This window comes from Pseudoalteromonas luteoviolacea, from assembly GCF_018100925.1.
Classification (GTDB): Bacteria; Pseudomonadota; Gammaproteobacteria; order Enterobacterales; family Alteromonadaceae; genus Pseudoalteromonas; species Pseudoalteromonas obscura.
In genome coordinates, this window is sequence record NZ_JAGJEH010000002.1 from 42443 (window position 1) to 67623 (window position 25181).

Genomic DNA, 25181 nt, shown 5'->3' on the forward strand with positions numbered 1-25181 from the left:
TTATGCCTGCTTCTGATTTTGACATGAATGAAATCCATTGGCTAATGGATATGTTTAACACAGTCGATGTTGGGCTGGTTGTTCTGGACCGAGATTATCGCGTATGTGTTTGGAATGGTTTTATGGAAAATCATTCTGGATTACTGCCTAGTGCAGTGAAAGACAAAGATGTATTTGATTTATTTCCGAGCATTGATGAGTCTTGGTTTAGGGGGAAAGCAGAGCCTGTTTTTGTCCTTAAGAATCGCTCTTTTACCATATGGGAGCAGCAACCATATATATTTCGCTTTAAAAACTACCGACCAATTACCGGTAAAGCCGAATATATGTATCAAAACGCCACTTTTATTCCATTGACAACTTTAACAGGGGATGTAGGTCACATTTGTGTGATCCTATATGATGTTACTGATGAAGCAATGAATAAGCTAGAATTGGAAAAAGCAAACAAAACGCTAGAGGAAATGAGCCGTACAGATGCCCTGACTAAGTTATCGAATAGAGGGTATTGGGAAGAGTGCTCGCGAACTGAGTTTAAACGTTTAAAGCGCAATAATGGTTGTAGTTGTTTGTTGATGTTTGATATCGATTTTTTCAAAAGAATTAACGACGAGTACGGTCATAGTGGTGGAGATGAAGCGATACGTCACATCTCTGACCTTTTAAAGAAAACCTTACGCGAAACAGATGTTGCTGGTCGATATGGTGGGGAAGAGTTTGCTGTCACACTTGTTGATACAGATGCGGATGGGGCGCTGATCTTTGCAGAGCGTTTACGAAGCATGATAGAAAACTCAGTAATTTATTATGACAAGAAAGAAATTAGATTGACTGTGAGCCTTGGCATAGCTTGTTACGACAATAGCTTTGACAAGCATGAGCAGTGGATAGAAGCGACAGATTCTGCTCTCTATCATTCAAAAGAAACTGGCAGAAACAAAGTCACCGTGTATGACCCGTCGATGTCTCAGTAAACGAAATACAGTGCTCAATAGGCAGATTGAGCACTGTAAAGTTTATTAAACCTCAACGTCGTGAATCTGGCTTAAACCTGACTAAAAAGGTTTAAGCCCATAGCAAACCCAAATTCACTCATTGGTAATGAAATCAAGCTGTGACTTGAACTTTAAAAGAACCTAAATAGGTAAAGGTTTCAGCCAATATCCATTAATTGAGTGCTCCCATGCGACAGTATAATTTAATATAATTCGTAACTACTCACATATTTTCAAGCGACTGTGGAGCATACACCTGGCGTTGCACGGGTACTGAAAAGCAAAAGTGCGAAAGTAATTATTACCGCTGAAATGTATCTAGTTGGGTCTCATTTGCGTCAAGAAGGCAAATAAGGGTCTAGAGTGACAACACACGAGAGAAGCTCGTGTGTTGTAAGGCTAATCATTTTCTGAGTTTTCTATCGGGCACTGCCCAAGAGTGGTCACGCTACCATCCTCTTCAGCTTGCTCTAATCTGACCTCAAACCCCCAAAGCCGGTAGAGGTGCTTGAGCACTTCTATTTTTGAATCTGCTAATGGAATTTTATCTTGAGGTACGTACCTTAAAGTCAAAGACCGATCGCCGCGAACGTCGACTTTATAAACTTGTATATTTGGTTCATTGTTACTGAGGTTATAGTGGGCAGATAGACTGCTTCTGACTTTCTGATAACCAGCTTCATCATGGATAGCCTTAACTTCAAGATGAGGAGAGGACTCTTTATCCAATATGGTAAATAACTTAAAGTCTCTAATGATCTTTGGAGACAAAAACTGACTGACAAAGCTTTCGTCTTTAAAGTTTTCCATTGCGAAGTGCAGTGTATCTAACCAATTTTTACCGGCAAATTCAGGAAACCACTGTCTATCTTCTTCTGTGGGGTTCTCGCATATGCGCCTTATGTCTACCATCATATTGAACCCCAATGCATAAGGGTTTATTCCCGAATAAAACTTACTGTTATAGGGGGGCTGATATACCACATTGGTATGGCTCTGCAAAAACTCAAGCATAAATGCATCGCTTAGTTTTCCTTCATCATATAGGTGATTGAGAATGGTGTAGTGCCAAAAGGTTGCCCATCCTTCGTTCATGACCTGAGTTTGTCTTTGGGGATAAAAATATTGAGATATCTTTCTTACTATTCTTATGATTTCACGCTGCCATGACTCAAGTAAAGGGGCATTTTTCTCAATGAAATAGAGTATGTTTTCCTGTGGCTCCGATGGGAAGTGCGGTAAATTCTCTGTGTCTTCTTGTTTGCTTTTAGGAATGGTTTTCCATAATTCATTGACTTGAGATTGCAAATAATCTTCACGCTCTTTTTGACGCTTTTGTTCTTCAAACAACGAAATTTGCTGTGGCCTTTTATACCTATCTACACCATAGTTCATCAGCGCGTGACAAGAGTCTAGTAAATTTTCGACTTCCTCGATGCCGTATTTCTGTTCGCATTCGGCGACATAGTTTTTTGCAAAAACCAGATAATCAATGATAGAAGATGCATCAGTCCAGGTTTTAAATAAATAGTTACCTTTAAAAAAAGAGTTGTGACCGTAACAAGCATGTGCCATCACCAATGCTTGCATTGGCAATGTATTTTCTTCCATTAAGTAAGCAATACAGGGATCAGAGTTAATGACAATCTCATAGGCGAGCCCCATCTGCCCACGTTTATAATTTTGCTCTGTCTGGATGAACTTTTTACCATAAGACCAGTGCGCATAACCGATAGGCATACCTACACTTGAGTATGCATCCATCATCTGCTCTGCGGTGATCACTTCAATTTGATTGGGGTAGGTATCAAGCCGGTAGTGCTCAGCTACACGAGCAATTTCGGCCTGATACAGTTCTAATCTTTCAAAAGTCCAATCTGGACCATCATTTAAAGGGTTGTAGGTCATTTGCGCTTCCCCTCTTTGTTATGCTGCACCTTGCTGCTTTTGCCGATTCTTTTTAAATAACTCTCTGAAGATTGGATAAATGTCTTCTACTGAGCGTATGTGCTGCATAGCAAAATTATTATAAGCTGCAGATAGCCCTTGGTATTCTCTCCATAGGCTCTGATGTGCTCTTGTCGTGATTTCTATATAGGCGTAATAGCGCACCACTTTGAGCAGTTTATTTGCAAGGATATCGGTACAGTGTGGCGAATCATCTGCCCAATTATCACCATCGGATGCTTGTGCCGCGTAAATATTCCAGTCCCCTTGGGAATAGCGTTCTGCGACTATTTCGTCCATCAACTTCAACGCACTAGAAACGATTGTGCCACCTGTCTCTTGAGAATAAAAAAACTCTTGTTCATCAACTTCTTTTGCTTGCGTGTGATGCCGAATGTACACGACCTCAATGTCTTTGTATGTGCGAGTTAAAAATTGATACAACAAAATATAAAATCGCTTTGCCATATCTTTTGTTGCTTGGTCCATAGATCCAGATACATCCATTAAACAAAACATAACTGCTTTGCTCGTTGGATGTGGGCGCTTTTCATAATTTCTAAATCTAAGATCATAGTTGTCTATGAAAGGCACAGCTGCAATTCTGCGGCGTAATGTTTCTATTTCAGCTTCGATCGTTTCAATTTGATGCTGAGGTGGAACCGGTTCAGCCAATAGTTGCTCAAGCTCAGCTTCGAGCTCCTTTAAGCGGCTGCGTTTACTGGCTGTCATCGCGATCCTTCTTGCAATAGAGCCTTTCAGTGAACGCACTATATCTAAATTACTAGGCATTCCGTCATTACAGAAACCCGCTCGGTGTGTTTTCATTTGCACGAGTTTGTCTAACTGACTCTTTTGCAAGTTTGGTAGCTCCAGATCTTCGAACAAGAGATCTAAATACTCATCCTTTGAAATAGAAAACACAAAGTCGTCCTGTCCCTCACCTTGATCACTGGCATTGCCTTCACCAGCGCCCCCTCCTTGACCGGAAGGTGGGCGCTGTATTTTGTCACCAGTACTAAATTGGTCATTGCCTGGATGTATATGCTCTCTATTTCCCCCTTTGCCTTGGTGAAATACAGGTTCACTGATATCTCGTTGTGGTATAGATATACTTTCTCCACTGCTAATATCCGTCACACTTCGTTTGTTTATTGCATCCGAAACCGCTTCTTTAATCTGCTTTTTATAGCGTCTTATAAAGCGCTGCCTATTAGGCGTGCTTTTGTTCTTACCGTTCAATCTTCGATCGATGAAATGTGCCATTGACCATCCTCCAATCGTTAGATTACTGTGATTTTCTAACTCTCAAATACCATTCAGAAAGTAGTCGAACCTGTTTCTGGGTATATCCTTTTTCCATCATCCGATTGACAAAGTCTTCATGTTTTTTCTGGTCTTCAGCAGACGTCTTGGCATTGAAAGAAATTACGGGCAGTAAATCTTCAGTATTTGAGAACATTTTTTTCTCTATTACTGTTCTTAGTTTTTCATAGCTAGTCCAAACTGGGTTTTCACCGTTGTGATGGGCTCTAGCACGCAGAACAAAATTAACGATTTCATTTCTGAAGTCTTTCGGATTTGAGATGCCTGCAGGCTTTTCAATCTTTTCAAGTTCAGCATTTAATGCCGCTCTATCAAAAAGCTGCCCGGTATCTGGGTCTCTATATTCCTGATCTTGGATCCAAAAGTCAGCATAGGTGACATATCTATCAAATATGTTTTGCCCGTATTCTGAATAAGACTCAAGATAAGCTGTTTGTAACTCCTTACCAATAAATTCTACATATTGAGGAATTAAGTAACCTTTTAAGTGGCTTAAATATCGCTCTTGTACTTCAGCACTAAATTGTTCGCGTTCAATTTGTTGCTCTAAGACATAGAACAGGTGTACTGGGTTGGCTGCAACTTCCGCGTGGTCAAAGTTAAAAACGCGCGACAATATTTTAAATGCGAATCGAGTGGATAAACCATTCATTCCTTCATCAACACCCGCATAGTCTCGGTATTCTTGATAAGACTTTGCTTTTGGATCTGTGTCTTTCAAGCTCTCGCCATCATAGACTCGCATTTTTGAATAAATACTTGAGTTTTCAGGCTCTTTGATCCGTGAAAGCGAAGAGAATTTTGCTAACGTTTCGAGTGTTCCTGGCGCGCATTGAGCATCTTTGAGTTCACTATTTTCAAGCAGTTTCTTGTATATTTTAACTTCTTCCGAGACCCGTAAGCAGTAGGGTACTTTGACGATAAAGACGCGGTCTAAGAAGGCCTCGTTATTTTTATTATTTTTGAATGTTTGCCATTCGGACTCGTTCGAGTGAGCTAGAATAATACCGCTAAATGGCAGCGCTGAAATACCTTCTGTGCCGTTATAATTACCCTCTTGTGTTGCGGTAAGTAGAGGGTGTAGCACCTTGATAGGTGCTTTAAACATTTCTACGAACTCCATGAGCCCCTGATTTGCCAAGCATAACGCCCCAGAGTATGCATAGGCATCGGGATCATTTTGAGCAAAGTGTTCGAGCTTTCTAATATCAACCTTACCCACCAATGCCGAAATGTCCTGATTATTTTCATCACCGGGCTCAGTTTTTGCGATGGCAACTTGGTCCAAAATCGAAGGATAGCGTTTTACTACTTTAAACTGACTTATATCTCCGTTGAATTCATGGAGGCGTTTAGTTGCCCACGGTGACATGACTGTTTTTAGATAGCGTTTAGAGATCCCATATTCTTTTTCAAGTAACTCGCCATCTTCTTGTGGGTTAAATAGACTAAGTGGGTGGTCGTTGACCGGAGAGCCTTTAATTGCGTAGACGGGAACTTGTTGCATTAGGTACTTCAGTTTTTCCGCAATCGATGACTTACCGCCACCAACTGGTCCTAATAGATAGAGTACTTGTTTACACTCTTCTAATCCTTGGGCTGCATGTTTGAGGTATGAGACGATTTGCTCAATGGCATCTTCCATGCCATAAAATTCGTTGAAAGCAGGGTAACGTGCTATGACCCGATTTGAAAACAGTCGACTTAACCTCGCGTCCGTCGAGGTATCTATCATTTCAGGCTCACCGATGGCCATGAGCAACCGTTCAGGCGCACTGGCGTAAGCTGCCTTATCCTCTTTACAGATTTCAAGAAATTCAGCAATTGTGAATTCTTCTTCTTTTGCTGCTTCGTATCGGGATTGGTAATGCTCAAATATTGTCATATCAAACTCCAATAACCAGTTAAATTAAATGCGTGGGCTAAAATGCAAGGCGTACTTAAAGCTTAGTCTTGTTATTGGATATTTGCTTAAAAAATATAAGAATTTAATGTGATAGCAGTATGTGGAGGTGAAAAAAAAAGGCACCTGAGCGCCTTTTTTATTGCTTAAATTGGTACAGTTATGCCCTTGTAATTAAGCTAGATTTTGGTTCGCAAAATCCCAGTTTACAAGTGACCAGAAACCTTTCAGGTACTCAGGACGAACATTGCGATAATCGATATAGTAAGCGTGTTCCCACAGGTCAACAGTAAGGATAGGAGTAACGCCTTCTTGTGTTAGCGGGGTTTCAGCATTTGAAGTGTTAACGATATCTAAAGACCCATCTGCTAGTTGAACTAACCAAGTCCAGCTTGAGCCGAAGTTGTTTACAGCTTTGTCATTAAATGCGTCTTGGAATGCGGCAAATGAACCCCATTTCGCGTTAATTAGTTCTGCTACTTTACCTTGTGCTTCGCCACCACCATTTGGCGCTAGGCTGTGCCAGTAAAACGTGTGGTTCCAGATCTGAGCTGCATTGTTAAAGATACCGCCTTCAGAGCTAACAACAACTTCTTCTAAAGTTTTGTTCGCAAAGTCAGTACCTTCTACTAGACCATTTAGTTTAACCACGTAAGTGTTGTGGTGTTTGCCGTGGTGGAACTCTAAAGTTTCTTTAGAAATATGTGGCTCTAATGCATCGATAGCATAAGGAAGTGACGGTAGTTCGAAAGCCATTTTAATCTCCATTTTTTGGTTGAGTACTCTAAATATCTAAAAAGATGCCACTTGCTTGGCACATTTCAGTACGATTTAGTGTTATATAGTGATACTATAATTCCTGAGTATTTTACTCAAGTTTTGGCAAACAGCAATGCCCGTGACCAAGACTTGTAGTGTGAATTTATCGTATGCGTTAATTTTGAGCGAAAAGTACGTGTACGAACAGATAATATCGTCATTTGAGGTATATATGGAAACCATTGATAAGATCAAACAGCAAATTGCAGAAAACCCAATTCTTCTATATATGAAGGGATCTCCAAAATTACCTAACTGTGGATTTTCTTCTCAAGCTTCACAAGCATTGATGGCGTGCGGAGAGCAATTTGCATACGTAGACATTCTTTTAAACCCAGATATTCGCGCTGAGTTGCCTCACTATGCGAATTGGCCAACATTCCCGCAGCTATGGGTTGAAGGTGAATTAATCGGTGGATGTGACATCATTATCGAAATGTTCCAAAAAGGCGAACTTCAGCCTTTGATCACTGAGACTGCTGCTAAATATAAAGAAGAAGCGGCTGAGTAATCAGTAAGAACATTTAAAATACAGTAAAAGCCCGAATGTATTTCGGGCTTTTTTATGCCTACTAAACTGACTTATCTCATTAAGACACATCCAATACGTGATATAAAACACATTACTTCTAGCGTTTTCCTCTCTAGCGTAGCCCTGCTGAGAATCAATATGCCTCAAATAAATACTTAGCATTAAAATTATGAATATTTATTCATTTGTGTGTGGGTTTACGTTTACGTAAACTGATCTCGAGTTTTATTTTTGATTCTATTTATTAACAATTGATACCGGTGTCAAGTGTTTTTTAGGGACGGATTTTGCCAGTTTGATGCGTTGTATTAAATTTTGGTTACGTAATGGGGTCGTTGAAAAATATTCAATGTAGTGAATATTTATTCTTTTCTTTGTTGACTCGCTTTAATTTCAGCGCTAGTTTTGAATATCTGCCAGCAAATCGTCGAAGTCATTCAGCTGGCAGGTGTAGCAAGGGGAGGGGTCTATGTTATATGACTCGGCATTAGAAAAAGATAACTGCGGGTTTGGTCTTATTGCGCATACTCAAGGCCAGGCAAGCCATAAATTAATTCGCACAGCGATCACGGGTCTTGATCGCATGCAACACAGAGGTGGTATTGCTGCAGACGGCAAAACTGGTGATGGTTGCGGTTTGTTATTGCAAAAGCCTGACAGCTTTTTCAGAGCTATTGCGGCTGAAAACGACTGGCGACTAGGCAAAAATTATGCGGTTGGTATGGTATTTTTAAATGCCGATGACGTACTAGCTCAGTCAGCTAAAGATATTATTAATGAAGAATTAGAAAAAGAAACACTGAGTATTGTCGGGTGGAGAGAAGTACCAACCCAGCCTGACATGTTGGGTCCGATTGCCAAATCTCAGCTACCACAGTTTGAGCAAGTGTTTGTGAGTGCTCCTGAGGGTTGGAGACCTAAAGATTTAGAGCGCCGCCTCTATATCGCAAGGCGACGAATTGAGAAAAGAATCACAACAGATGAGCAGTTTTATATAGCGAGTTTGTCAGGCCTCGTAACTGTTTACAAAGGTCTAATGATGCCTGCAGATCTTCCAAATTTTTATCTAGATTTGGCAGATCTTCGCATGACCAGCGCTATTTGTGTTTTCCATCAAAGGTTTTCAACTAATACCCAGCCTAAGTGGCCGTTGGCACAACCGTTTAGATATTTGGCTCACAATGGTGAGATCAATACAATTATGGGTAATAGACAATGGGCACGAGCGCGCGCATACAAATTCTCATCGCCTTTACTACCTGATCTGCAATTGGCAGCACCATTTGTCAATGAATCAGGGTCAGACTCGTCGAGCTTGGATAATATCCTTGAATTGTTTTTAGCTGGTGGCATGGATATATTCCGTGCCATGCGGATGCTAGTTCCACCTGCATGGCAAAAAAACCGCGCCATGGATGACGATCTACGTGCATTTTATGATTTTAACTCAATGCATATGGAGCCTTGGGACGGACCTGCGGGTATCGTTATGTCTGATGGCCGGTTTGCTGCATGTAACTTAGATAGAAATGGACTAAGGCCTGCTCGCTATGTAGTCACCCAAGATGGGTTTATTACCGTAGCGTCTGAAATTGGAATTTGGGATTATGAAGCAGACGAAGTTGTTGAAAAAGGCCGTGTTGGGCCCGGTGAGTTGCTTGTTGTGGATACGCTCCATGGCAAAATATGGCAGTCTAGTGAAATTGATCAAGACCTAAAAGCAAGACACCCATATCGGGCTTGGCTTGAGCAAAACGTGCAACGTCTCACACCATTTGAGCAACTTGATGAGAAAGATGCGGGTCAGCGTGATTTTTCTGACGAAACATTGTTGACCTACCAAAAGCAGTTTGGATACAGCAACGAAGAAGTGGAACAGGTTATCAGTGTGATGGGTGCCAATGGGCAAGAAGCGACGGGCTCTATGGGAGATGACACTCCATTTGCGGTGTTGTCGCAAGGCGCACGCTCATTATACGATTACTTTCGGCAAAAGTTTGCTCAGGTAACTAATCCACCGATCGACCCATTGCGAGAAAACCATGTTATGTCGCTTGCAACTTGTATTGGTCGAGAACAGAACGTATTCAATGAAACAACAGGTCATGCAAAGCGTTTGCAGTTTGACTCGCCAATTTTAACCTATTCAGATATCAAACAGCTAACAGCAGCAGGTGACAAGCATTACCAAGTTGGTCAGGTCAATTTAAATTATGCACCTGAAGAAGGATTAGAAAATGCGCTCCGTCGCGTATGTGACGAAGCACAACAAAAAGCCGCCAACGGATGTGTCATGATTTTGCTAAGTGATAGAGATATCACAAAAGGGTTTTTACCCATCCCAGCAGCGATGGCGGTAGGCGCAATTCAACAACGATTGGTGAATGAAAACCTGCGCTGTGACTCAAATATTATCGTAGAAACAGGCAGTGCGCGTGACCCTCATCAATTTGCGGTGTTACTTGGTTTTGGCGCAACTGCGATCTATCCCTATTTGGCCTATGAGACCTTGGTTTCTTTGTGCGATAAAGGTGTGATCAAAAAATCATATCGTGACGTGACATTGTCGTATCGGAATGCGATTAACAAAGGCTTGTATAAAATCATGTCTAAGATGGGGATCAGTACCATTGCATCGTATCGTTGTTCAATGCTGTTCGAGGCGGTAGGTTTGTCTGATGAGGTCGTAAATTTATGTTTTAAAGGTGTCGTTAGCCGTATTAAAGGTGCGGATTTTGCGGAATTTGAAGCGGAAAGCAAATTGTTAAATCAGCTTGCTTTTAGCAAACGTAAATTGTTGAGTCATGGCGGTTTATTGAAGTTTGTACATGGTGGTGAGTATCACGCTTATAACCCAGATGTGGTGCAGTCGCTGCAAGTGGCGGTCAAATCGGGTAAGTACGAAGACTATCTGGAATACGCGAACATTGTAAATAACCGACCGGTTACCAATTTAAGAGACTTATTGAAACTTAAAACCTCGCAAAAAGCGATTTCAATCGACGAGGTTGAACCAGCCGAAAACCTATATAAGCGTTTTGACTCAGCTGCAATGAGTATAGGCGCACTTTCTCCAGAAGCTCACGAGGCATTGGCTATTGCCATGAATCGCCTTGGCGGTTTTTCAAACTCAGGGGAAGGCGGTGAGGATAAGTTACGCTTTGGTAACGAGAAAAACTCTCGTATCAAACAGGTTGCGTCTGGGCGATTTGGTGTAACGCCGCATTATTTACAAAGCGCTGACGTGATACAAATAAAGGTTGCTCAAGGCGCAAAACCAGGAGAGGGTGGCCAGCTACCTGGCGAGAAAGTGACGCCATATATTGCCAAGTTGCGTTATTCTGTTCCAGGTGTGACTTTGATATCGCCGCCACCGCACCATGATATTTATTCAATTGAAGATTTAGCTCAACTTATTTTTGACCTAAAACAGGTTAATCCGGAGGCAATGATCTCCGTTAAGCTCGTCTCTGAACCAGGAGTTGGCACCATCGCAACTGGTGTTGCCAAAGCTTATGCAGATCTGATCACTATCGCTGGTTATGATGGCGGCACGGGGGCGAGTCCGTTGACGTCTGTGAAATATGCCGGGTGTCCATGGGAGCTTGGGTTGGCAGAAACACAGCAAGCACTGGTCGAAAACGGTTTGCGACACAGAATTCGTTTGCAAACTGACGGAGGCCTAAAAACAGGGCTAGATATTATCAAGGCCGCAATTTTAGGCGCTGAAAGTTTTGGATTTGGCACCGGGCCTATGGTGGCATTAGGGTGTAAGTACTTACGTATATGTCACCTAAATAATTGCGCGACAGGTGTTGCAACGCAAGATGACACGTTAAGGCAGCGCCACTACCACGGGTTGCCTGAAATGGCGATGAATTACTTCAAATTCATTGCGCAAGAAGCTCGAGAGCTTATGGCCTCTCTAGGTGTAACTAAATTGACAGACTTAATTGGTCGAACGGATCTTTTAGATGTTATTGAAGGCAAAACGAGCAAACAGCAAAAGCTAGATCTGTCACCAATTTTGGCTAAGCCCAACAACCCGAGCAAGCAGACTTTGTATTGTAGTGCAGAGAATACCTCGCATTACCGTGGAGAGCTAAACGAGTCTTTATTAGGTAAAGCTAAACAGGCAATTGATGAAAAATCTGGCACATCGCTTGTTAGTCGAATCAAAAATACGGATCGCTCCGTTGGTGCTATGTTGTCTGGTTACATTGCCGGTAAATACGGTAATCAAGGTATGGCAGCAGATCCTGTGTCGATAGAATTGCATGGTACGGCAGGGCAGTCATTTGGTGTATGGAATGCTGGTGGGTTAGAGCTAACTTTAGTTGGTGATGCCAATGACTATGTTGGTAAGGGCATGGCTGGTGGCAAGCTAGTAATAAGGCCGCCATTGGGATCTAGTTTTATGTCTCATCAAGCGACCATTGCAGGTAACACTTGTTTATATGGCGCAACAGGGGGCAAGTTATTTGCGGCGGGACGTGTTGGAGAACGTTTTGCAGTGCGGAACTCCGGTGTACATGCGGTAGTTGAAGGGCTAGGAGACAACGGCTGTGAATATATGACGGGTGGAGTTGTCTGCGTCCTTGGCCAAATTGGCGTTAACTTTGGTGCAGGGATGACAGGCGGATTTGCATATGTGCTGGATGAAGAAAATGACATGGACAAACGTTTTAACCCAGAATTGGTGGAGGTTCTGACATTGGACAGACTACCGTCACATCAGGAGCACCTGAGGGGGTTAATAGCAGAACACTTGGAGTGCACAGGATCAAATAGAGCAGAGCAAGTACTTGCAAACTTCGAGTTATATATTCCTATGTTTAAGTTAGTAAAGCCTAAGTCAAGTGATGTAAAGAGCTTATTAGGACACCGAGCGCGCAGTAGTGCAGAGCTAAGAGTGCAGGCGCAGTAGAGGAGGAGTTATGAGCGAAAACGTTTACCAATTTATCGATGTGCAGCGCGTTGACCCAAGAAAAAAGCCAATATCAACACGTAAGAACTCTTTTGTTGAAATCTATGAGCCGTTTTCTGGGCAGCAGGTTGACTCACAAGCAGACAGGTGCCTAGATTGCGGAAACCCTTACTGTGAATGGAAGTGCCCAGTGCATAACTATATTCCTCAGTGGTTAAAGCTGATCCGAACTGGGCGTATTATGGAAGCGGCTGAGTTGTCGCACCGTACTAATAGTTTGCCTGAAGTCTGTGGGCGTGTGTGCCCACAAGATAGATTATGTGAAGGTGCTTGTACGCTAAATGATGAATTTGGTGCAGTTACCATCGGCAATATAGAGAAATACATCACTGATACCGCATTTGCACAAGGTTGGAAGCCGGATTTATCTTACGTCACTTGGACTGACAAAAAAGTAGCGATTATCGGCGCAGGCCCCGCAGGGCTTGGCTGTGCTGATATTTTAGTTCGCAATGGGGTTAAAGCAGTTGTCTATGACCGCAACCCAGAGATCGGGGGCTTACTCACTTTTGGGATCCCGTCGTTTAAACTTGAAAAATCAGTCATGGAAAAGCGCCGAGAGATTTTCACCGAGATGGGCGTTGAATTTAAATTAAACACAGAAGTTGGCTCTGATGTAACAATGGATGAGTTAATCGCACAATATGATGCGGTGTTTGTCGGTGTTGGCACATATCAATATATGCGCGGTGGACTGGAGAATGAGGATTCAGAACAGGTATATGACGCGTTACCATTTTTGATTGGCAATACTAACCGTGTAATGGGTTATGACGAATCTCAGCAGCCTTACATTAATATGGCTGGCAAACGTGTAGTTGTGCTTGGTGGGGGCGATACTGCAATGGACTGTGTCCGCACCTCGGTTCGACAAAATGCCAAATCCGTGATTTGTGCTTATCGACGTGACGAGGACAACATGCCCGGTTCCAAGCGAGAAGTTAAAAATGCCAAAGAAGAGGGTGTAGTTTTTCAATTTAACGTTCAGCCCAAAGGAGTTGTACTAGATGAAAAGGGCAATGTGAGCGGCGTTAAAATGGTTAAAACACAGCTGGGTGAGGCTGATGGCAATGGGCGCCGCCAAGCACAGGAAGTGGCAGGCTCTGAGCATATTATAGACGCTGACGCAGTGGTACTGGCATTTGGCTTCAAACCACACAACCTAGACTGGCTTGCGCAGTATGATGTTGAGATAAATCATTGGGGCGGAATTGTGGCGCCTGAACAAGCCGCATACACACACCAAACTAGCAATCCTAAAATATTTGCTGGAGGGGACGCAGTACGTGGTTCTGATTTGGTTGTTACTGCGATTTTCGAAGGCAGAAATGCAGCAGAAGGGATCTTAGACTACCTTGAGGTATAAGTCGCGTAATTCAAATAACCTGATACTTTGACACGAGCCCCAGCGCACTAATGCTGGGGCTTTTTTGTTTTTTAGGAACTTATCTACTAAGTGTTATCTATTAACATTCTATTTTTCAGGATGTGTTGTCCAGCATTAACCGAGATACATTTATGGGGGGCTAGTATTAATATACCCTCTTATAGCTTGATAATATTTCGGTAATTGATTGAGGTATTTATGACACTTAAAAATACAGACACGGATTATGGCACCATCGCCAAGTGGATCCATTGGATCACCGCGATATTATTTTTGGCGGCCTATATGAGCGTATATTATCGTCAGTGGTTTACAGAAGTAAAAACCCCCGAAAATTGGACTGCATTGCAGCTGCATTTATCATTTGGCGTATCCATTATGGTTATTGTTTTGCTGAGGGTCCTGTGGAGAACATTGAATAAGCCACCTGCGCCTGAACCCGGCACGAGAGTAGAACAGTTGGCTGCGCGCGTAGGTCACCACGTTTTGTATGCCATCATGATTCTCGCACCTGTGACAGGGTATATTGGGACAGGTGCAAATACAGAGTTTTTCTTTTTGTTAGAGATCCCTAAATTCGAGGATACAGCTCTATTTCACTACTTTGTCATAGATGGCCTAGGGCTTACCTTTAAGGAATTTGAGAAGCCCATTGACTTTATTCACAAAGACATCCTCGGCGCATGGTTAATTTGGTTACTAATAGCAGGTCATGCAGGCGCTGCATTTTTTCATCACTATATGAAAAAAGATCGGACACTGAAAAAAATGACATCCAGTGCACCATAAATAAATTACGTGAGTGATATAGGCAAGAGATATCACCCCGCATGTATATTGTTTTAGCTGCTTTGTACACTCAGCAGCTCCTTCGCGCTGGCTCTAGTGGTGTCACTGACACTGTCCCCACCAAGCAATCGGGCTATCTCATCTACGCGTTGGTGCATATCCAATGGCACCATAGAGGTATATGTTTGCGCATTGTTGACTGCTTTTTGGACAAAAAACTGTTGGTGACCACTGCAGGCTACTTGAGGTAAGTGTGTTACACAAATGACTTGTGTGGAGTGGCCTAGTAACCTTAATTGTTTACCAACTTGAGAGGCGGTAGGCCCTGAAATCCCGACATCTACTTCATCGAATATTAAAGTTGGTGTAGTGACCTTATTAGCAATAATCACCTGAATTGCGAGGCTGATCCGTGATAGCTCACCACCAGAAGCCACCTTCGCAAGGGCTTGCATTGGTTGCCCGGGGTTCGTTGACACTAAAAACTCGATGTTATCCATGCCAAGCTCATTGGGGCGTCTGTCGGCGTCTTTACTCAATTCGATGGCAAATCGGCCATTTTCCATTGAAAGCTCGTGCATACTTTGGGTGATCAGTGTATTTAATGTGCCAGCGGCATTGGCTCTGCTGTCACTCAACTGGCTTGCTGAGATATGGTATGCATGCAAGGCTTCCGCTATTTCGTGTTCTAAGTCGTCGATGCGTGCATTATCTGAACAAATGTTGTCTAGCTCTTGTTTTAAGGCTAAATGATGTGACGCGAGTTGATCTGGTTGAATTTGATGCTTTCTAGACAGTGCCATTGCCTGTGTGATCCGCTCCTCGATCTCTTGCAGTCTAATTGGATCTTGCTCAACGCTTTCTCCATAGCTGCGGATCTCTCGGCAAGCTTCTTCCAGCTGAACAGCGGCTTCACTTAGCATCTGGCTAATACCTTCAAGTGATTTGTCTAACGTACTTAGCTCGCTGAAAGTTTGCACGCTATGTTGCAATTGACCAAGTACTGTTTGGTCGTCTTGCTCGTATAAACTCATTAGCTCTCTTTGCGAGCTCTCTACCAAAGTTTGTGCGTGGCTCAAACGGTTGTGCTCGGCTTCAATTTGTTCAAATTCGCCTTCTTGCAAAGCAAATTCATCAAGCTCCTCAACCTGATACTCTAACAATTGTTTTTTAGCTGCTTGGGCTTGCTGTTGTTTGAGTAAATTAGCGTGTTCTCTTTGCAATTTATGGTAGTGGTTATATTGCGCTTTAACCGCGCTGAGAAGATTTTGGTGTCCAGCGTAAGCGTCTAATAAACCAAGTTGATGCTCTGGTTTGAGAAGTAATTGGTGAGCGTGTTGGCCGTGAATGGCAATGAGCATTTGCCCTAGCTCTTTGAGCTGAGCTGCGGTCACGGATGAACCATTAATAAAACTTTTACTGCGGCCGTTACGGGTGACTACGCGCCGTAAAATACAATTTTGTTCTTCATCATCGAGCAAAAGTTCTGAAAGGAATTTTTGTGCTTGTGGTAAATTGCGAATATCAAATTGGGCTGAAATTTCCGCTTTACTGCTTTCTGGGCGGATGGCATTTGCATCTGCGCGTTCACCAAGACAAAGGGATAGGGCATCAATGGCGATTGATTTACCAGCACCGGTCTCACCTGTGATGGCTGTCATGCCAGAACGCCAATCAATGTTGAGTTCGCTGACTATGGCAAAGTTTTTAATTTGCAAACTGGTAAGCATGCTGTATATCCAAACAGTATTTTACTGTTAATCTATACAGCATTTATGCAAAAATCAACTTTTAATTGATTATATCGGCCGTTTGTCTAGGCTGAGATGAAGCATGTTCATCATCATTGTTAGACTCAATTTTCTCGTCGGAATCTACTTCAACTTCATGCTCAATTTTCTCATGAGTATCAGGAGTTTGAATACGAGAGATTAGTGCGGGGAGTATCTCTACATAAAAGTTTTTATTGTACGCTATACCAGCTGATGGCAGCTCAGCGGCAAATAAAAACAGCTGTTCACTCAATAACTCGACATTATCGTTGCTACGGCACTTGTTGAGCTCTGAGCCTATTTGGCTCAAAAGGTGCTCACTGACTTTTTCTAGACGCGCCAAGTTTTCTTCGTTGTGTGATTGCACAACAAAAAAGTTGCTGACGATGGCGTTAAACTTAGGTGCGTGCTTTGGCCTAATCAGTTTACAGTCTACGTACTCTGCTATTTTTCTTTTATATAACGACGAGATATCTTTCACACGCTCATTGAAAATTTTTTTCTCAGCGTCACGGGCTTTTTGTCGATTGTTCTCAATAACCATGTAAACACCAAGGATAGTGATGAGCAACACTATCGATACAAACACTATGTAACTCATGTTGTATTACTTTTCCCTAAATTAGAAAATAAATCTGCTCTATTCTGCTTAACTAATTGGCTTTAGTAAAGCCTACTGCCCCAATTTAGTTTTTCTCTAAGAACATGGTAGTAGGAATAGCTAGTAGGATGAATAAGTCTTAGCTTTTGGGCTGCTTTTTTAATCACCACTTCATCGCCTGGAAGTAAGGCCAGCACCACGTGACTATCACAGCTAACCTGTAAGCTAGCTGTGTTTTCAGGACTGAGCTTGAGTTTAACTTGTTTGTTGGCATCTACGACTAGAGGGCGGCTGGAAAGTGTATGAGGAAACATGGGAACCAGTGCCACTGCATTTAACTCTGGCGTTAGAATGGGGCCACCCCCTGACAATGAATAGGCTGTTGAGCCTGTGGGTGTTGTGACAATCAAGCCATCAGAGCGCTGTGAAAATACAAACTGCTCGTCAATGAAAGCTTCAAATTCAATCATATGGGCCACTTTGTCGGCATGTAAAACCGCTTCATTAACAGCTAAGTTCGCACTTTTGAGTTGCGCATGGCGGTAGACTTCCACTTCGAGTAGGAAGCGATGTTCTTCAACAAATTGACCGCTGAGTACTTGTTCTAGTGCAGGTTCGAAGTCATGTGGATTTAAATCAGTTAAAAATCCAAGGTTACCCCGGTTAACCCCGATAACGGCGACGTCAAACCGTGCGAGTACACGGGCTGCGCCAAGCATATTTCCATCTCCTCCAACGACGACGGCTAGATCACATTTCTCGCCTAACTCTACGAGATCAAGCAACTGGCAGTCTTGCAGCACATCAAGTTGCCTGCCTGCACGGCGCTCTACAAAAACTTCATAACCTAGCGCTTGCAAAAAAGTGTAAAGGCGATGTAAGGTCTGAGCCGCGCCGTCATGATTCGGTTTGCCTATAAGGCCGATGGTGTTAAATGGAGTGCTCATTTTTAACGCAAATCCTTGGTGTGTAATCTCACCCAAGATTATCTTAAAATTGAAGCGCTTGAAACTTTGAAATTCACCCCAACATAAATAATTATGAAATTAAGTGCTCGTGATAAACAAGTTTTCTCGGCTGTAATGACACTTTACTGTAATGGTGAAGGACTTCCGGTCGCGTCCAGTAAAATTGCCAAGATGAAAGGTATGGCCATTTGTTCCGCGACTGTGCGCAACGCCATGGCTCGATTAGAAAATCAGGGGTTATTATTTTCTCCCCACACATCGGCTGGGCGAGTGCCTTCAGATATAGGCATCAAATACTGGTTACAAGAGTATTTTGAATTAGATACCATTGCGACCTACTGGCAGCCAGAACAAGAGCAGTTGGTTACTTTGGCGCATTCACTGAGCCAGCATTATCAGGTGTGTTGTGTCGTAGGGTTACCTCAAGTAAGCAGCCAAAAAGTGTTTCGTGTCGAAGTATTAGACTTTGATCGCAAACATTGGCTTGTACTACTTATCGATAAAGCTGGGCAATCGCAGAATATTTGTATCAATAAGCCCGCAGATAACTCTGATGAAATTCGATATCAATTTGCACTTTGGATGAATACCGTATTTAGTCAGCAAACCCTCAAAGAAGGGTTGCATCGTATGCGCGCGATGGCCAATAGTGCCATGCCCAATTGTCGAGAATTGTTATCTCAGTGGACACGTGAGCTTAGCCTTCAATTGGGGACTGATAACAGCATTGTGGTTGGTGAGCGCCATATATACAATCGCCTAGAGCAGGGCAATGATGTCAGTCTGGGCGTGCCGTTTTTGCACCAAGTTGAAGATAAACTCGCTTTTCGTGATGGTCTTTCAGTGTTGCTTGGGAGCGACATTGATGCCGACAGTTTATCGCGGTACGTGATTTTAAGTGTCCCATATTTTATGGACCAAGAATATCAAAGCCGTTTTTGTGTCGTGTGTCCTTCAGAGGCGCCAATTGAGTCAATAATTGACGAATTTAGCCGTATCGAGCAAAAAGACTCTTGAAACTAAAAAATCAATCCCCATAATTACGGCAGTTGTAAAGAATCGGAGATTAACTTTCATGTCTGAGCAGACAAAAGCACCAGAGCAGGAACAAGAAACTGCACAAGAAGAAGTAGTAGAACAAGCTGCTGAAGCGCAAGCACAGGAAGAAGCGCCACAGTCTGAACAAGGCGAAGTGAGCCCTGAAGAAGAAATTGCTGGTTTATACGCTGAGCTTGAAGCTGCAAAGCAAACGATTGAAGGCCAAAAAGACGGCGTAGTACGCGCTGCGGCAGAAGTCGAAAATATGCGTCGCCGTGCGGCACAAGATGTTGAGAAAGCACATAAGTTTGCACTTGAGAAATTCTCAAATGAATTACTACCAGTGATTGACAATCTTGAGCGCGCAATCGAATTTGCTGATAAAGAAAATGAAGCGACAAAATCAATCCTAGAAGGGATTGAGATGACCTTAAAGAGCTTTTCAGAAGCTTTGGGTAAGTTTGGTGTTGAAGCGGTTAACCCTCAAGGCGAAACTTTCTCTCCAGAGTTCCACCAAGCGATGTCAATGCAACCAAGCAATGATGTAGCGCCTAATACAGTGCTGGCGGTTATGCAGAAAGGCTATACCTTAAATGGTCGTTTATTACGCCCAGCAATGGTAATGGTATCTAAAGCTGCTGAGTAACGTACTAAATTAATCTAAAAGTACGTTTTTAGTCGTTAACAATTATATAAAAGGGCTGCCAATTAGTTGGTGGCCCTTTTTTATAGTTACTCGAGTAAATACGCGCTCAAGGATGTGTCGTAAAATGAAAAAGTTAACTTTTATAGCATGCACTCTTTTAGCAATGGTAGGTTATTTTTTTTTACAAGAAGCGCCTTCCGATAAACAAGATCCATTCATTGGGCTTGTATCAAACAATCAGCAGCAAGAAGAAGCATTAAGGCTCAGCCAACGGCACTTTGCATCTCAAAAGCTCAAAGAGCTAACCATCGCGAATGCGCAGTGCAAAAAATCTCAAAAAGACTTTGGCAGTCAAGTACAAAGTGTTCACGATATCCTCATTCGCGCTTTAGAGCATGAGCTCAGAAACGGCAAAACGATGCAAGAACTGCTGCGTTACTCGGGCCAATACAACGGGTTCTATAGCAGTTATAAGGATTTACTGCGCGAGGCTGTGTTTAATATTGAAAAGGATAAGTACCAATACACTAGCGCTATTGATATTTTGTACGAATGGGATGGTCTATCTGTCATTGAAGGTTTTTCTACTATCAAATCACCCTTAATTGTCGAAGCTTTGAAATTATTTGAAGAGCATGCAGAGGGCGTGAAATTACCATTCCAACTAGCCAGTGAAGTAGACAACTCGGTACTTTACGCCCTTGTTGAAAACGAACGTCATTTTAATACCTATTTAGAGTCACCGCTAAGCGTCGGGGGGAGTACTGTCGTTTCACCCTCTATTTTGTTTTCGCTCGCTGCTGGTAACTTAAACATTGACGAATTTAAGCAAGTGATTGCATCAAAATCTTTTACTGTGAATGACGTTGCTGTGGCTGTGACAAACAATATGCCATATGAACATATTGAAGCAATGCTGTCACAGACAGTATCTATAGGCACTATGCCATTAGCATTGCAAAGCCATGATGACTTTTATGGCAATTTTTATGGCAATTTGGCTGATGTGGCAGCGTCGGTGCACAATGTGAAGCTGCTCAAGCTATTAGCAAGTTATAATGTTGAACCTTCAAACGAGCCCGGTGTAATTAGTGGGCTGGACATCGCAATAGCGAATTTGCCAAACCAGCCAGAGGACTACGCCGATTTGGCAAGCTTTGACAGTAAATACGTTGATACCATCAACTACTTGGTGCAAAAAGGCTTTAAAGCACATGGTGCTCATATTCAGTTTGAAGAGTTGGACTACTTTTTCTTTTCAGCGACTTATGGTGCTAGATTGAGCAGTCATGATGTATTGTCTCCGGAGCTTAAACAGGCGCTACGTGGGGTCAGTTTAGTTGAAGAACATGAGTATATACAGGGCGATAGAGAAAAGGATGACTCACTTATATCAAAGGCCATTGAGGCGATGGAGATCAGCAAAAAAGTTGTGCAGGACCAATCTAAGCAGTGCGCTGAAATCCGACAGGAATTGCTAACAGCAGAGGGGTTTTCAGACTCAAGGGAAATATATGATTTATTTGATAGGCTCGAAAAAGAGCAAGAAAATATCGCTGCCAGATTACATGACATAGATCCAGTTTTGGTAGACATTTGGTGGGACAAACGATTTGATTCAAGTATGGACCAAAGTAGTGATTTTATAGCAATGCTGCGTGACCAAGCATTCCAGCAGGCGTTTGATTACAGCACATCTAAAACGTTGAGTGAATATGAAACCAATGCACTATTATATGTACTGGTGCACAGTAACGTGGATGCACTTTCTATTTGGCGGGCTCGAGTTGAACAGATCGCACCAACCAATTTAATGGTGTTTAAACGCTTGTCTATCAATCATTGGCAATGGCTACGTAGTGAGCGGTTTGACTTTACTATCAAAGATAAGTTTGAAAAGGGGCTATTTGTCCCCGCCGCATTGAATTCTTCTGACGCGATCAAGCTTTTACTTGAGCTAGGTATGTCACCAAATTTTGATATGTTAGGTTTAGATGTGTTGGACGTATTGCTCGATGAAAGTTACAACAAAGGCAAACTACATGACAGTTTGGCCGATATAATCCCGTTTGTAAAAAAAATAGAGCGCAGCCATTTTGCGAGAGTTGCGAGACTCAAGCAATTCTTCCCTAAAGAATATGAAAAACTGCTCAAGCTAAATCATCATTTTTCGGTTGCCGAAGGTACATTGATCAATAAGTTTAAATCTCAGTTGTAAGCAGGTAGACAACAAGGGGTTGTAAGTCGAGTTGTTGTTTCTAGTCAAATTCATATGTTGTAGTTTATTATTGAATTTAAATTGCGAGCCAATAAAACGTAGGAAGTATTATGAAACGAGTAGTCGCTTGTATCTTGGCAGCTGCGCTGCTGAGTGGGTGTAAAACGTCACCAACGGGGAGAACGCAAATAATGATGTTCCCCGAGCATAAAATGAACGAATTGGGTGCGGCGAGCTTTGATCAGATTAAAACAGAGCAGCCTGTCGAAGCTAATACAAGAACCAATCAATATGTTAGATGTATTGCAGATGCACTAATCGCTCAACTGCCAAATAAATATGCTCAGCAAAATTGGGAAGTTGTGGTATTTAAAGATGACAGCGCTAATGCATTTGCTTTACCGGGTGGGAAAATAGGCGTACATACAGGGTTGTTAAAAGTCGCTAAAAATCAGCATCAATTGGCGGCAGTGATGGGCCATGAAGTAGGACATGTAATTGCACAACACGGCAATGAGCGCATGACGCAAAGCAGCTTTTTGCAAGCAGGTTTACAGGTGAGCAATGCGGTATTAGAAATGAATGATGTACAGTACCGCAACGCCATTATGCAAGGACTTGGGGTTGGTGCGCAAGTTGGCGTGGCACTGCCATTTGGCCGTGCGCACGAAAGTGAAGCCGATATTATTGGCCTTGAACTCATGGCAAAGGCAGGGTTTAAACCCCAGGGGTCAGTTGAGCTTTGGCAAAATATGGAAAAGCTGGGTGGGGATAGGCCTATGGAATTTTTATCGACTCACCCATCTCCTGACAACAGAATAGAAAAGTTAAATGGTAAAATGGCTGAAGCCAACAGTTTGTTTAGAGCGGCTCAGCAAAAAGGGTTAAAGCCACAGTGTAAGGTGTAATCGGTATTGGCAAAGGCGAAGCAGTGCTTTACCTTTGCCACAAATTAGATCTGTGTATAAAAGTTCATTCCCAACTCATCCAATACCACAAATAGCCTCAGATCTAATTCTAACTGATGGTAATCTGGCTCCATATTACAGCACAAGTTGTAAAATGCTTTGTCGTGATCAGCATGTTTAAAGTGGGCTAACTCATGCACGATTAAGGCGCGTAATATTGCTTCTGGCGCATATTTTAGCTGGTTGTTTAATGCGATATCGTAGCGCGTTTTTAGCTTTTGACCATGGCGGTGCTGCTTATGAGTATGAGTACCGAGCGTGCCTTTCATCATATCTGTATGTTTGTTAAAGCTGACGTTATTTAATCGTGGTGTGTTTTTCAAATAACGCTGTTTTAAGGCCGTACAATATTGATACAGGGCCTGTTGATTTTGCAATTGATGGCCCGATGGATATTTACTTTTGAAATAAGGCTGTAATTTCTCATCTGTTATCAGTGTTTTCACCTGAGCTTGCAAACTGTCGGGGTAGTGTTGGAAATACTTTAATTGTTGCATATTTTGCGCTTGGAACATGGCCATTTTAAACGTATTCTATCGCGTGATTATAACGCAAGGAAAAGAGTAAATGTATAAGGCGAGTTGTTTATGCAATGCGGTTCAGCTAGAGATCAATGGACCCATTGAAAGTATTATTCACTGTCATTGTTCCCTGTGCAGAAAGTCGAGTGGCACGGCCTATGCGACCAATGGTTTTATTGCGACATCTTCATTGAAAATAGTAACGGGTGAGGAGTTGATCCAATCCTATGCCTTCAAGCCCGGTAGGCTGAGACATTTTTGCAGTCGCTGTGCTTCTCCATTGTTTAGTTCAAACGCAGATTTACCTGAAAAGTTGCGCCTCAGGCTTGGGGTATTAGATTCGGATATTGAAGAGCGACCTGGATCACATAACTTTGTGTCGTCAAAAGCCAATTGGGACGAAATAAATGCCCAGATCCCGCACTATGACGAATTTGAACCAGCTCGAATGAAAGCAAAGTAATTTGGTTTTTGAAAAGGTGAGTGCAATGCACTCACTCAACATTAGTAGTCAGTTTCCATCGTGCAGCAGTCTGAAGCACGAGAATTACCACCACTTGGGCCTAAGGCCACTTGGCAGCAGTCTGATGCACGTGAATTGCCCCCAGTCTGACCGCCAGCAACTTCGTTAGTTTGGGCTTTTGGTAGACGTACTTTATCGAAAGATAGAGTTTTCACTTGTTTTTTCTGTAGTTTGAGTATCATGGTTAGTCCTTCTTTATTTTTATAAAATCCAATTTCACCATGCCAGCCTAAACGTGCCCTGTCAAATTTCAGAGCAATGATTGCTGTTTGGGTTGTTGCTCTGCAGGAAAAGGTCGCAGCACTTTGTGTTCAATACCTAAATCTTGGATAAACTGCCTTGCAAGCAGCGGTGCGTCGTAATTATCCGCAGTATGGAAAAAAACGATGGGTTCTTTCCCTTCTGCTATCCACGTATCAATCTTTTTGAGCCAAGGCTGATAAAAAGGTCGATTATGCTCAAGCACAGAGCAGCCAACAAAGCGCAACATAGGGCGATTGCCCGTAGCAATCACGTTGACAGGTACTCGCGGCTTTTTACGCTGTGCGTCTTCAATGGCTGGTGTACTCGGCGCTTCACTAAATAGAGGACGTGTATCCATCATGATGCGGTTAATGCCGTTACTCATCAAAAATTGATTTAAGCGCCTTTCATTATCATCTTTTCGAAAAAACGCTAAATTGCGAACTTCTACGCCAAGGCATAATTCACGCGGTAGTTGCGCAATGAAGCTTTGTATTCTCGACAGGTGTTCCGGCCCACAGCTTGCTGGCAGTTGCAGCATGACCATACCTATTTTATCAAACAGCGGCGCGAATAAGTTCAACCATGTATCTAGCTCTTTTTGACAATTTTGCAGCGCCAACTCGTGAGAGATGAGTTTAGGTAGTTTAAAAGTAAATTTAAAGTCATCAGGTACAGTGTTTTTCCACTGCATTACGGTCTCTGGCTTTGGGTTTGCGTAAAAGCTGGTATTGCCTTCGACACTATTGAACATAGTTGCGTATTCGCTGAGCATATTTGCATTGCTGCAATGTTGACTAAAGAAACGTCCTTTCCAGTGCGATGAGCTCCATTGTGGGCAACCTAAATACAACATAGTTATCTTCGTTTGTGCTTTTTTTTGAGTTTATCAAATTGAGAGTACCTAAAAAAATCAACTTTGCGAAGATTCCTTGCTTTATAAGGATGACAAAGCCCCCCAGTTTTATATAATTGGCGATTATTTTTGTTAATTACGA

General features: G+C 42.5%; 20 protein-coding genes. 10 read left to right on the forward strand and 10 right to left on the reverse strand.

From position 1 onward, the window contains the following. Window positions 1-2 precede the first annotated feature (2 nt). On the forward strand, window positions 3-974 hold the full coding sequence (locus tag J8M00_RS03140; protein WP_211008915.1) for a GGDEF domain-containing protein: 972 nt from the start codon (window positions 3-5) through the stop codon (window positions 972-974). Between the two features lie 420 nt (window positions 975-1394). On the opposite strand, the gene J8M00_RS03145 is transcribed toward J8M00_RS03140, so the two are convergent. The 4 genes from J8M00_RS03145 to J8M00_RS03160 form a co-directional block, all read right to left on the reverse strand. Continuing rightward, a complete protein-coding gene (locus J8M00_RS03145) occupies window positions 1395-2903 on the reverse strand; it encodes a SpoVR family protein (protein WP_211008916.1) in 1509 nt (502 codons plus the stop codon). Between the two features lie 18 nt (window positions 2904-2921). Beyond that, on the reverse strand, window positions 2922-4208 hold the full coding sequence (locus J8M00_RS03150; RefSeq protein WP_211008917.1) for a YeaH/YhbH family protein: 1287 nt from the start codon (window positions 4206-4208) through the stop codon (window positions 2922-2924). Window positions 4209-4230: 22 nt separating this feature from the next. Continuing rightward, on the reverse strand, window positions 4231-6153 hold the full coding sequence (locus J8M00_RS03155) for a PrkA family serine protein kinase (protein WP_211008918.1): 1923 nt from the start codon (window positions 6151-6153) through the stop codon (window positions 4231-4233). Between the two features lie 192 nt (window positions 6154-6345). Further along, a complete protein-coding gene (locus J8M00_RS03160; RefSeq protein WP_211008919.1) occupies window positions 6346-6927 on the reverse strand; it encodes a Fe-Mn family superoxide dismutase in 582 nt (193 codons plus the stop codon). 235 nt (window positions 6928-7162) lie between these two features. Here J8M00_RS03160 and J8M00_RS03165 point away from each other — a divergent pair, with 235 nt between their 5' ends. From J8M00_RS03165 to J8M00_RS03180, 4 genes are all read left to right on the forward strand, one after another. After that, window positions 7163-7501 (forward strand): Grx4 family monothiol glutaredoxin, encoded by a 339-nt coding sequence (locus J8M00_RS03165; RefSeq protein WP_023402222.1) that lies wholly within the window; start codon window positions 7163-7165, stop codon window positions 7499-7501. A 490-nt stretch (window positions 7502-7991) separates the two neighbouring features. Then, complete coding sequence (gltB, locus tag J8M00_RS03170) at window positions 7992-12449, forward strand: glutamate synthase large subunit (protein WP_211008920.1); 4458 nt, start codon at window positions 7992-7994, stop codon at window positions 12447-12449. A 10-nt stretch (window positions 12450-12459) separates the two neighbouring features. Then, window positions 12460-13875 (forward strand): FAD-dependent oxidoreductase, encoded by a 1416-nt coding sequence (locus tag J8M00_RS03175; RefSeq protein WP_211008921.1) that lies wholly within the window; start codon window positions 12460-12462, stop codon window positions 13873-13875. A gap of 219 nt (window positions 13876-14094) precedes the next feature. Beyond that, on the forward strand, window positions 14095-14685 hold the full coding sequence (locus J8M00_RS03180; RefSeq protein ID WP_211008922.1) for a cytochrome b: 591 nt from the start codon (window positions 14095-14097) through the stop codon (window positions 14683-14685). 53 nt (window positions 14686-14738) lie between these two features. Here the strand turns inward: J8M00_RS03180 and recN are convergent, their stop codons facing one another. The 3 genes from recN to nadK all read right to left on the reverse strand — a co-directional run bounded on the left by recN (window position 14739) and on the right by nadK (window position 18005). Further along, window positions 14739-16415, reverse strand: coding sequence for a DNA repair protein RecN (recN, locus tag J8M00_RS03185; protein WP_211008923.1), 1677 nt, complete (start codon window positions 16413-16415; stop codon window positions 14739-14741). 61 nt (window positions 16416-16476) lie between these two features. After that, complete coding sequence (locus J8M00_RS03190; protein WP_211008924.1) at window positions 16477-17058, reverse strand: hypothetical protein; 582 nt, start codon at window positions 17056-17058, stop codon at window positions 16477-16479. A gap of 62 nt (window positions 17059-17120) precedes the next feature. Continuing rightward, window positions 17121-18005, reverse strand: coding sequence for an NAD(+) kinase (gene nadK, locus J8M00_RS03195; RefSeq protein ID WP_211008925.1), 885 nt, complete (start codon window positions 18003-18005; stop codon window positions 17121-17123). A 93-nt stretch (window positions 18006-18098) separates the two neighbouring features. Here nadK and J8M00_RS03200 point away from each other — a divergent pair, with 93 nt between their 5' ends. The 4 genes from J8M00_RS03200 (at window position 18099) to J8M00_RS03215 (ending at window position 22836) form a co-directional block, all read left to right on the forward strand. Beyond that, window positions 18099-19043: a transcriptional regulator gene (locus tag J8M00_RS03200; protein ID WP_023402215.1), complete on the forward strand. Its 945-nt coding sequence runs from the start codon at window positions 18099-18101 to the stop codon at window positions 19041-19043. 58 nt (window positions 19044-19101) lie between these two features. Beyond that, the gene (gene grpE / locus J8M00_RS03205; protein WP_023402214.1) at window positions 19102-19710 is read left to right on the forward strand and encodes a nucleotide exchange factor GrpE; all 609 of its coding nucleotides are present in this window, start codon (window positions 19102-19104) and stop codon (window positions 19708-19710) included. A gap of 124 nt (window positions 19711-19834) precedes the next feature. Beyond that, window positions 19835-21928 (forward strand): hypothetical protein, encoded by a 2094-nt coding sequence (locus J8M00_RS03210; RefSeq protein ID WP_211008926.1) that lies wholly within the window; start codon window positions 19835-19837, stop codon window positions 21926-21928. A gap of 110 nt (window positions 21929-22038) precedes the next feature. Further along, window positions 22039-22836 (forward strand): M48 family metallopeptidase, encoded by a 798-nt coding sequence (locus tag J8M00_RS03215; protein WP_211008927.1) that lies wholly within the window; start codon window positions 22039-22041, stop codon window positions 22834-22836. 44 nt (window positions 22837-22880) lie between these two features. Here the strand turns inward: J8M00_RS03215 and J8M00_RS03220 are convergent, their stop codons facing one another. Then, window positions 22881-23393: a M48 metallopeptidase family protein gene (locus tag J8M00_RS03220; protein ID WP_211008928.1), complete on the reverse strand. Its 513-nt coding sequence runs from the start codon at window positions 23391-23393 to the stop codon at window positions 22881-22883. 70 nt (window positions 23394-23463) lie between these two features. Between J8M00_RS03220 and J8M00_RS03225 the strand changes: the two genes are divergently transcribed. Then, window positions 23464-23880 (forward strand): GFA family protein, encoded by a 417-nt coding sequence (locus tag J8M00_RS03225; protein WP_211008929.1) that lies wholly within the window; start codon window positions 23464-23466, stop codon window positions 23878-23880. 41 nt (window positions 23881-23921) lie between these two features. Here the strand turns inward: J8M00_RS03225 and J8M00_RS03230 are convergent, their stop codons facing one another. Then, the gene (locus J8M00_RS03230) at window positions 23922-24122 is read right to left on the reverse strand and encodes a hypothetical protein (protein WP_211008930.1); all 201 of its coding nucleotides are present in this window, start codon (window positions 24120-24122) and stop codon (window positions 23922-23924) included. Between the two features lie 68 nt (window positions 24123-24190). After that, window positions 24191-25039, reverse strand: a complete 849-nt coding sequence (locus J8M00_RS03235) for a DUF72 domain-containing protein (protein WP_211008931.1) — start codon at window positions 25037-25039, stop codon at window positions 24191-24193. Window positions 25040-25181 lie beyond the last annotated feature (142 nt).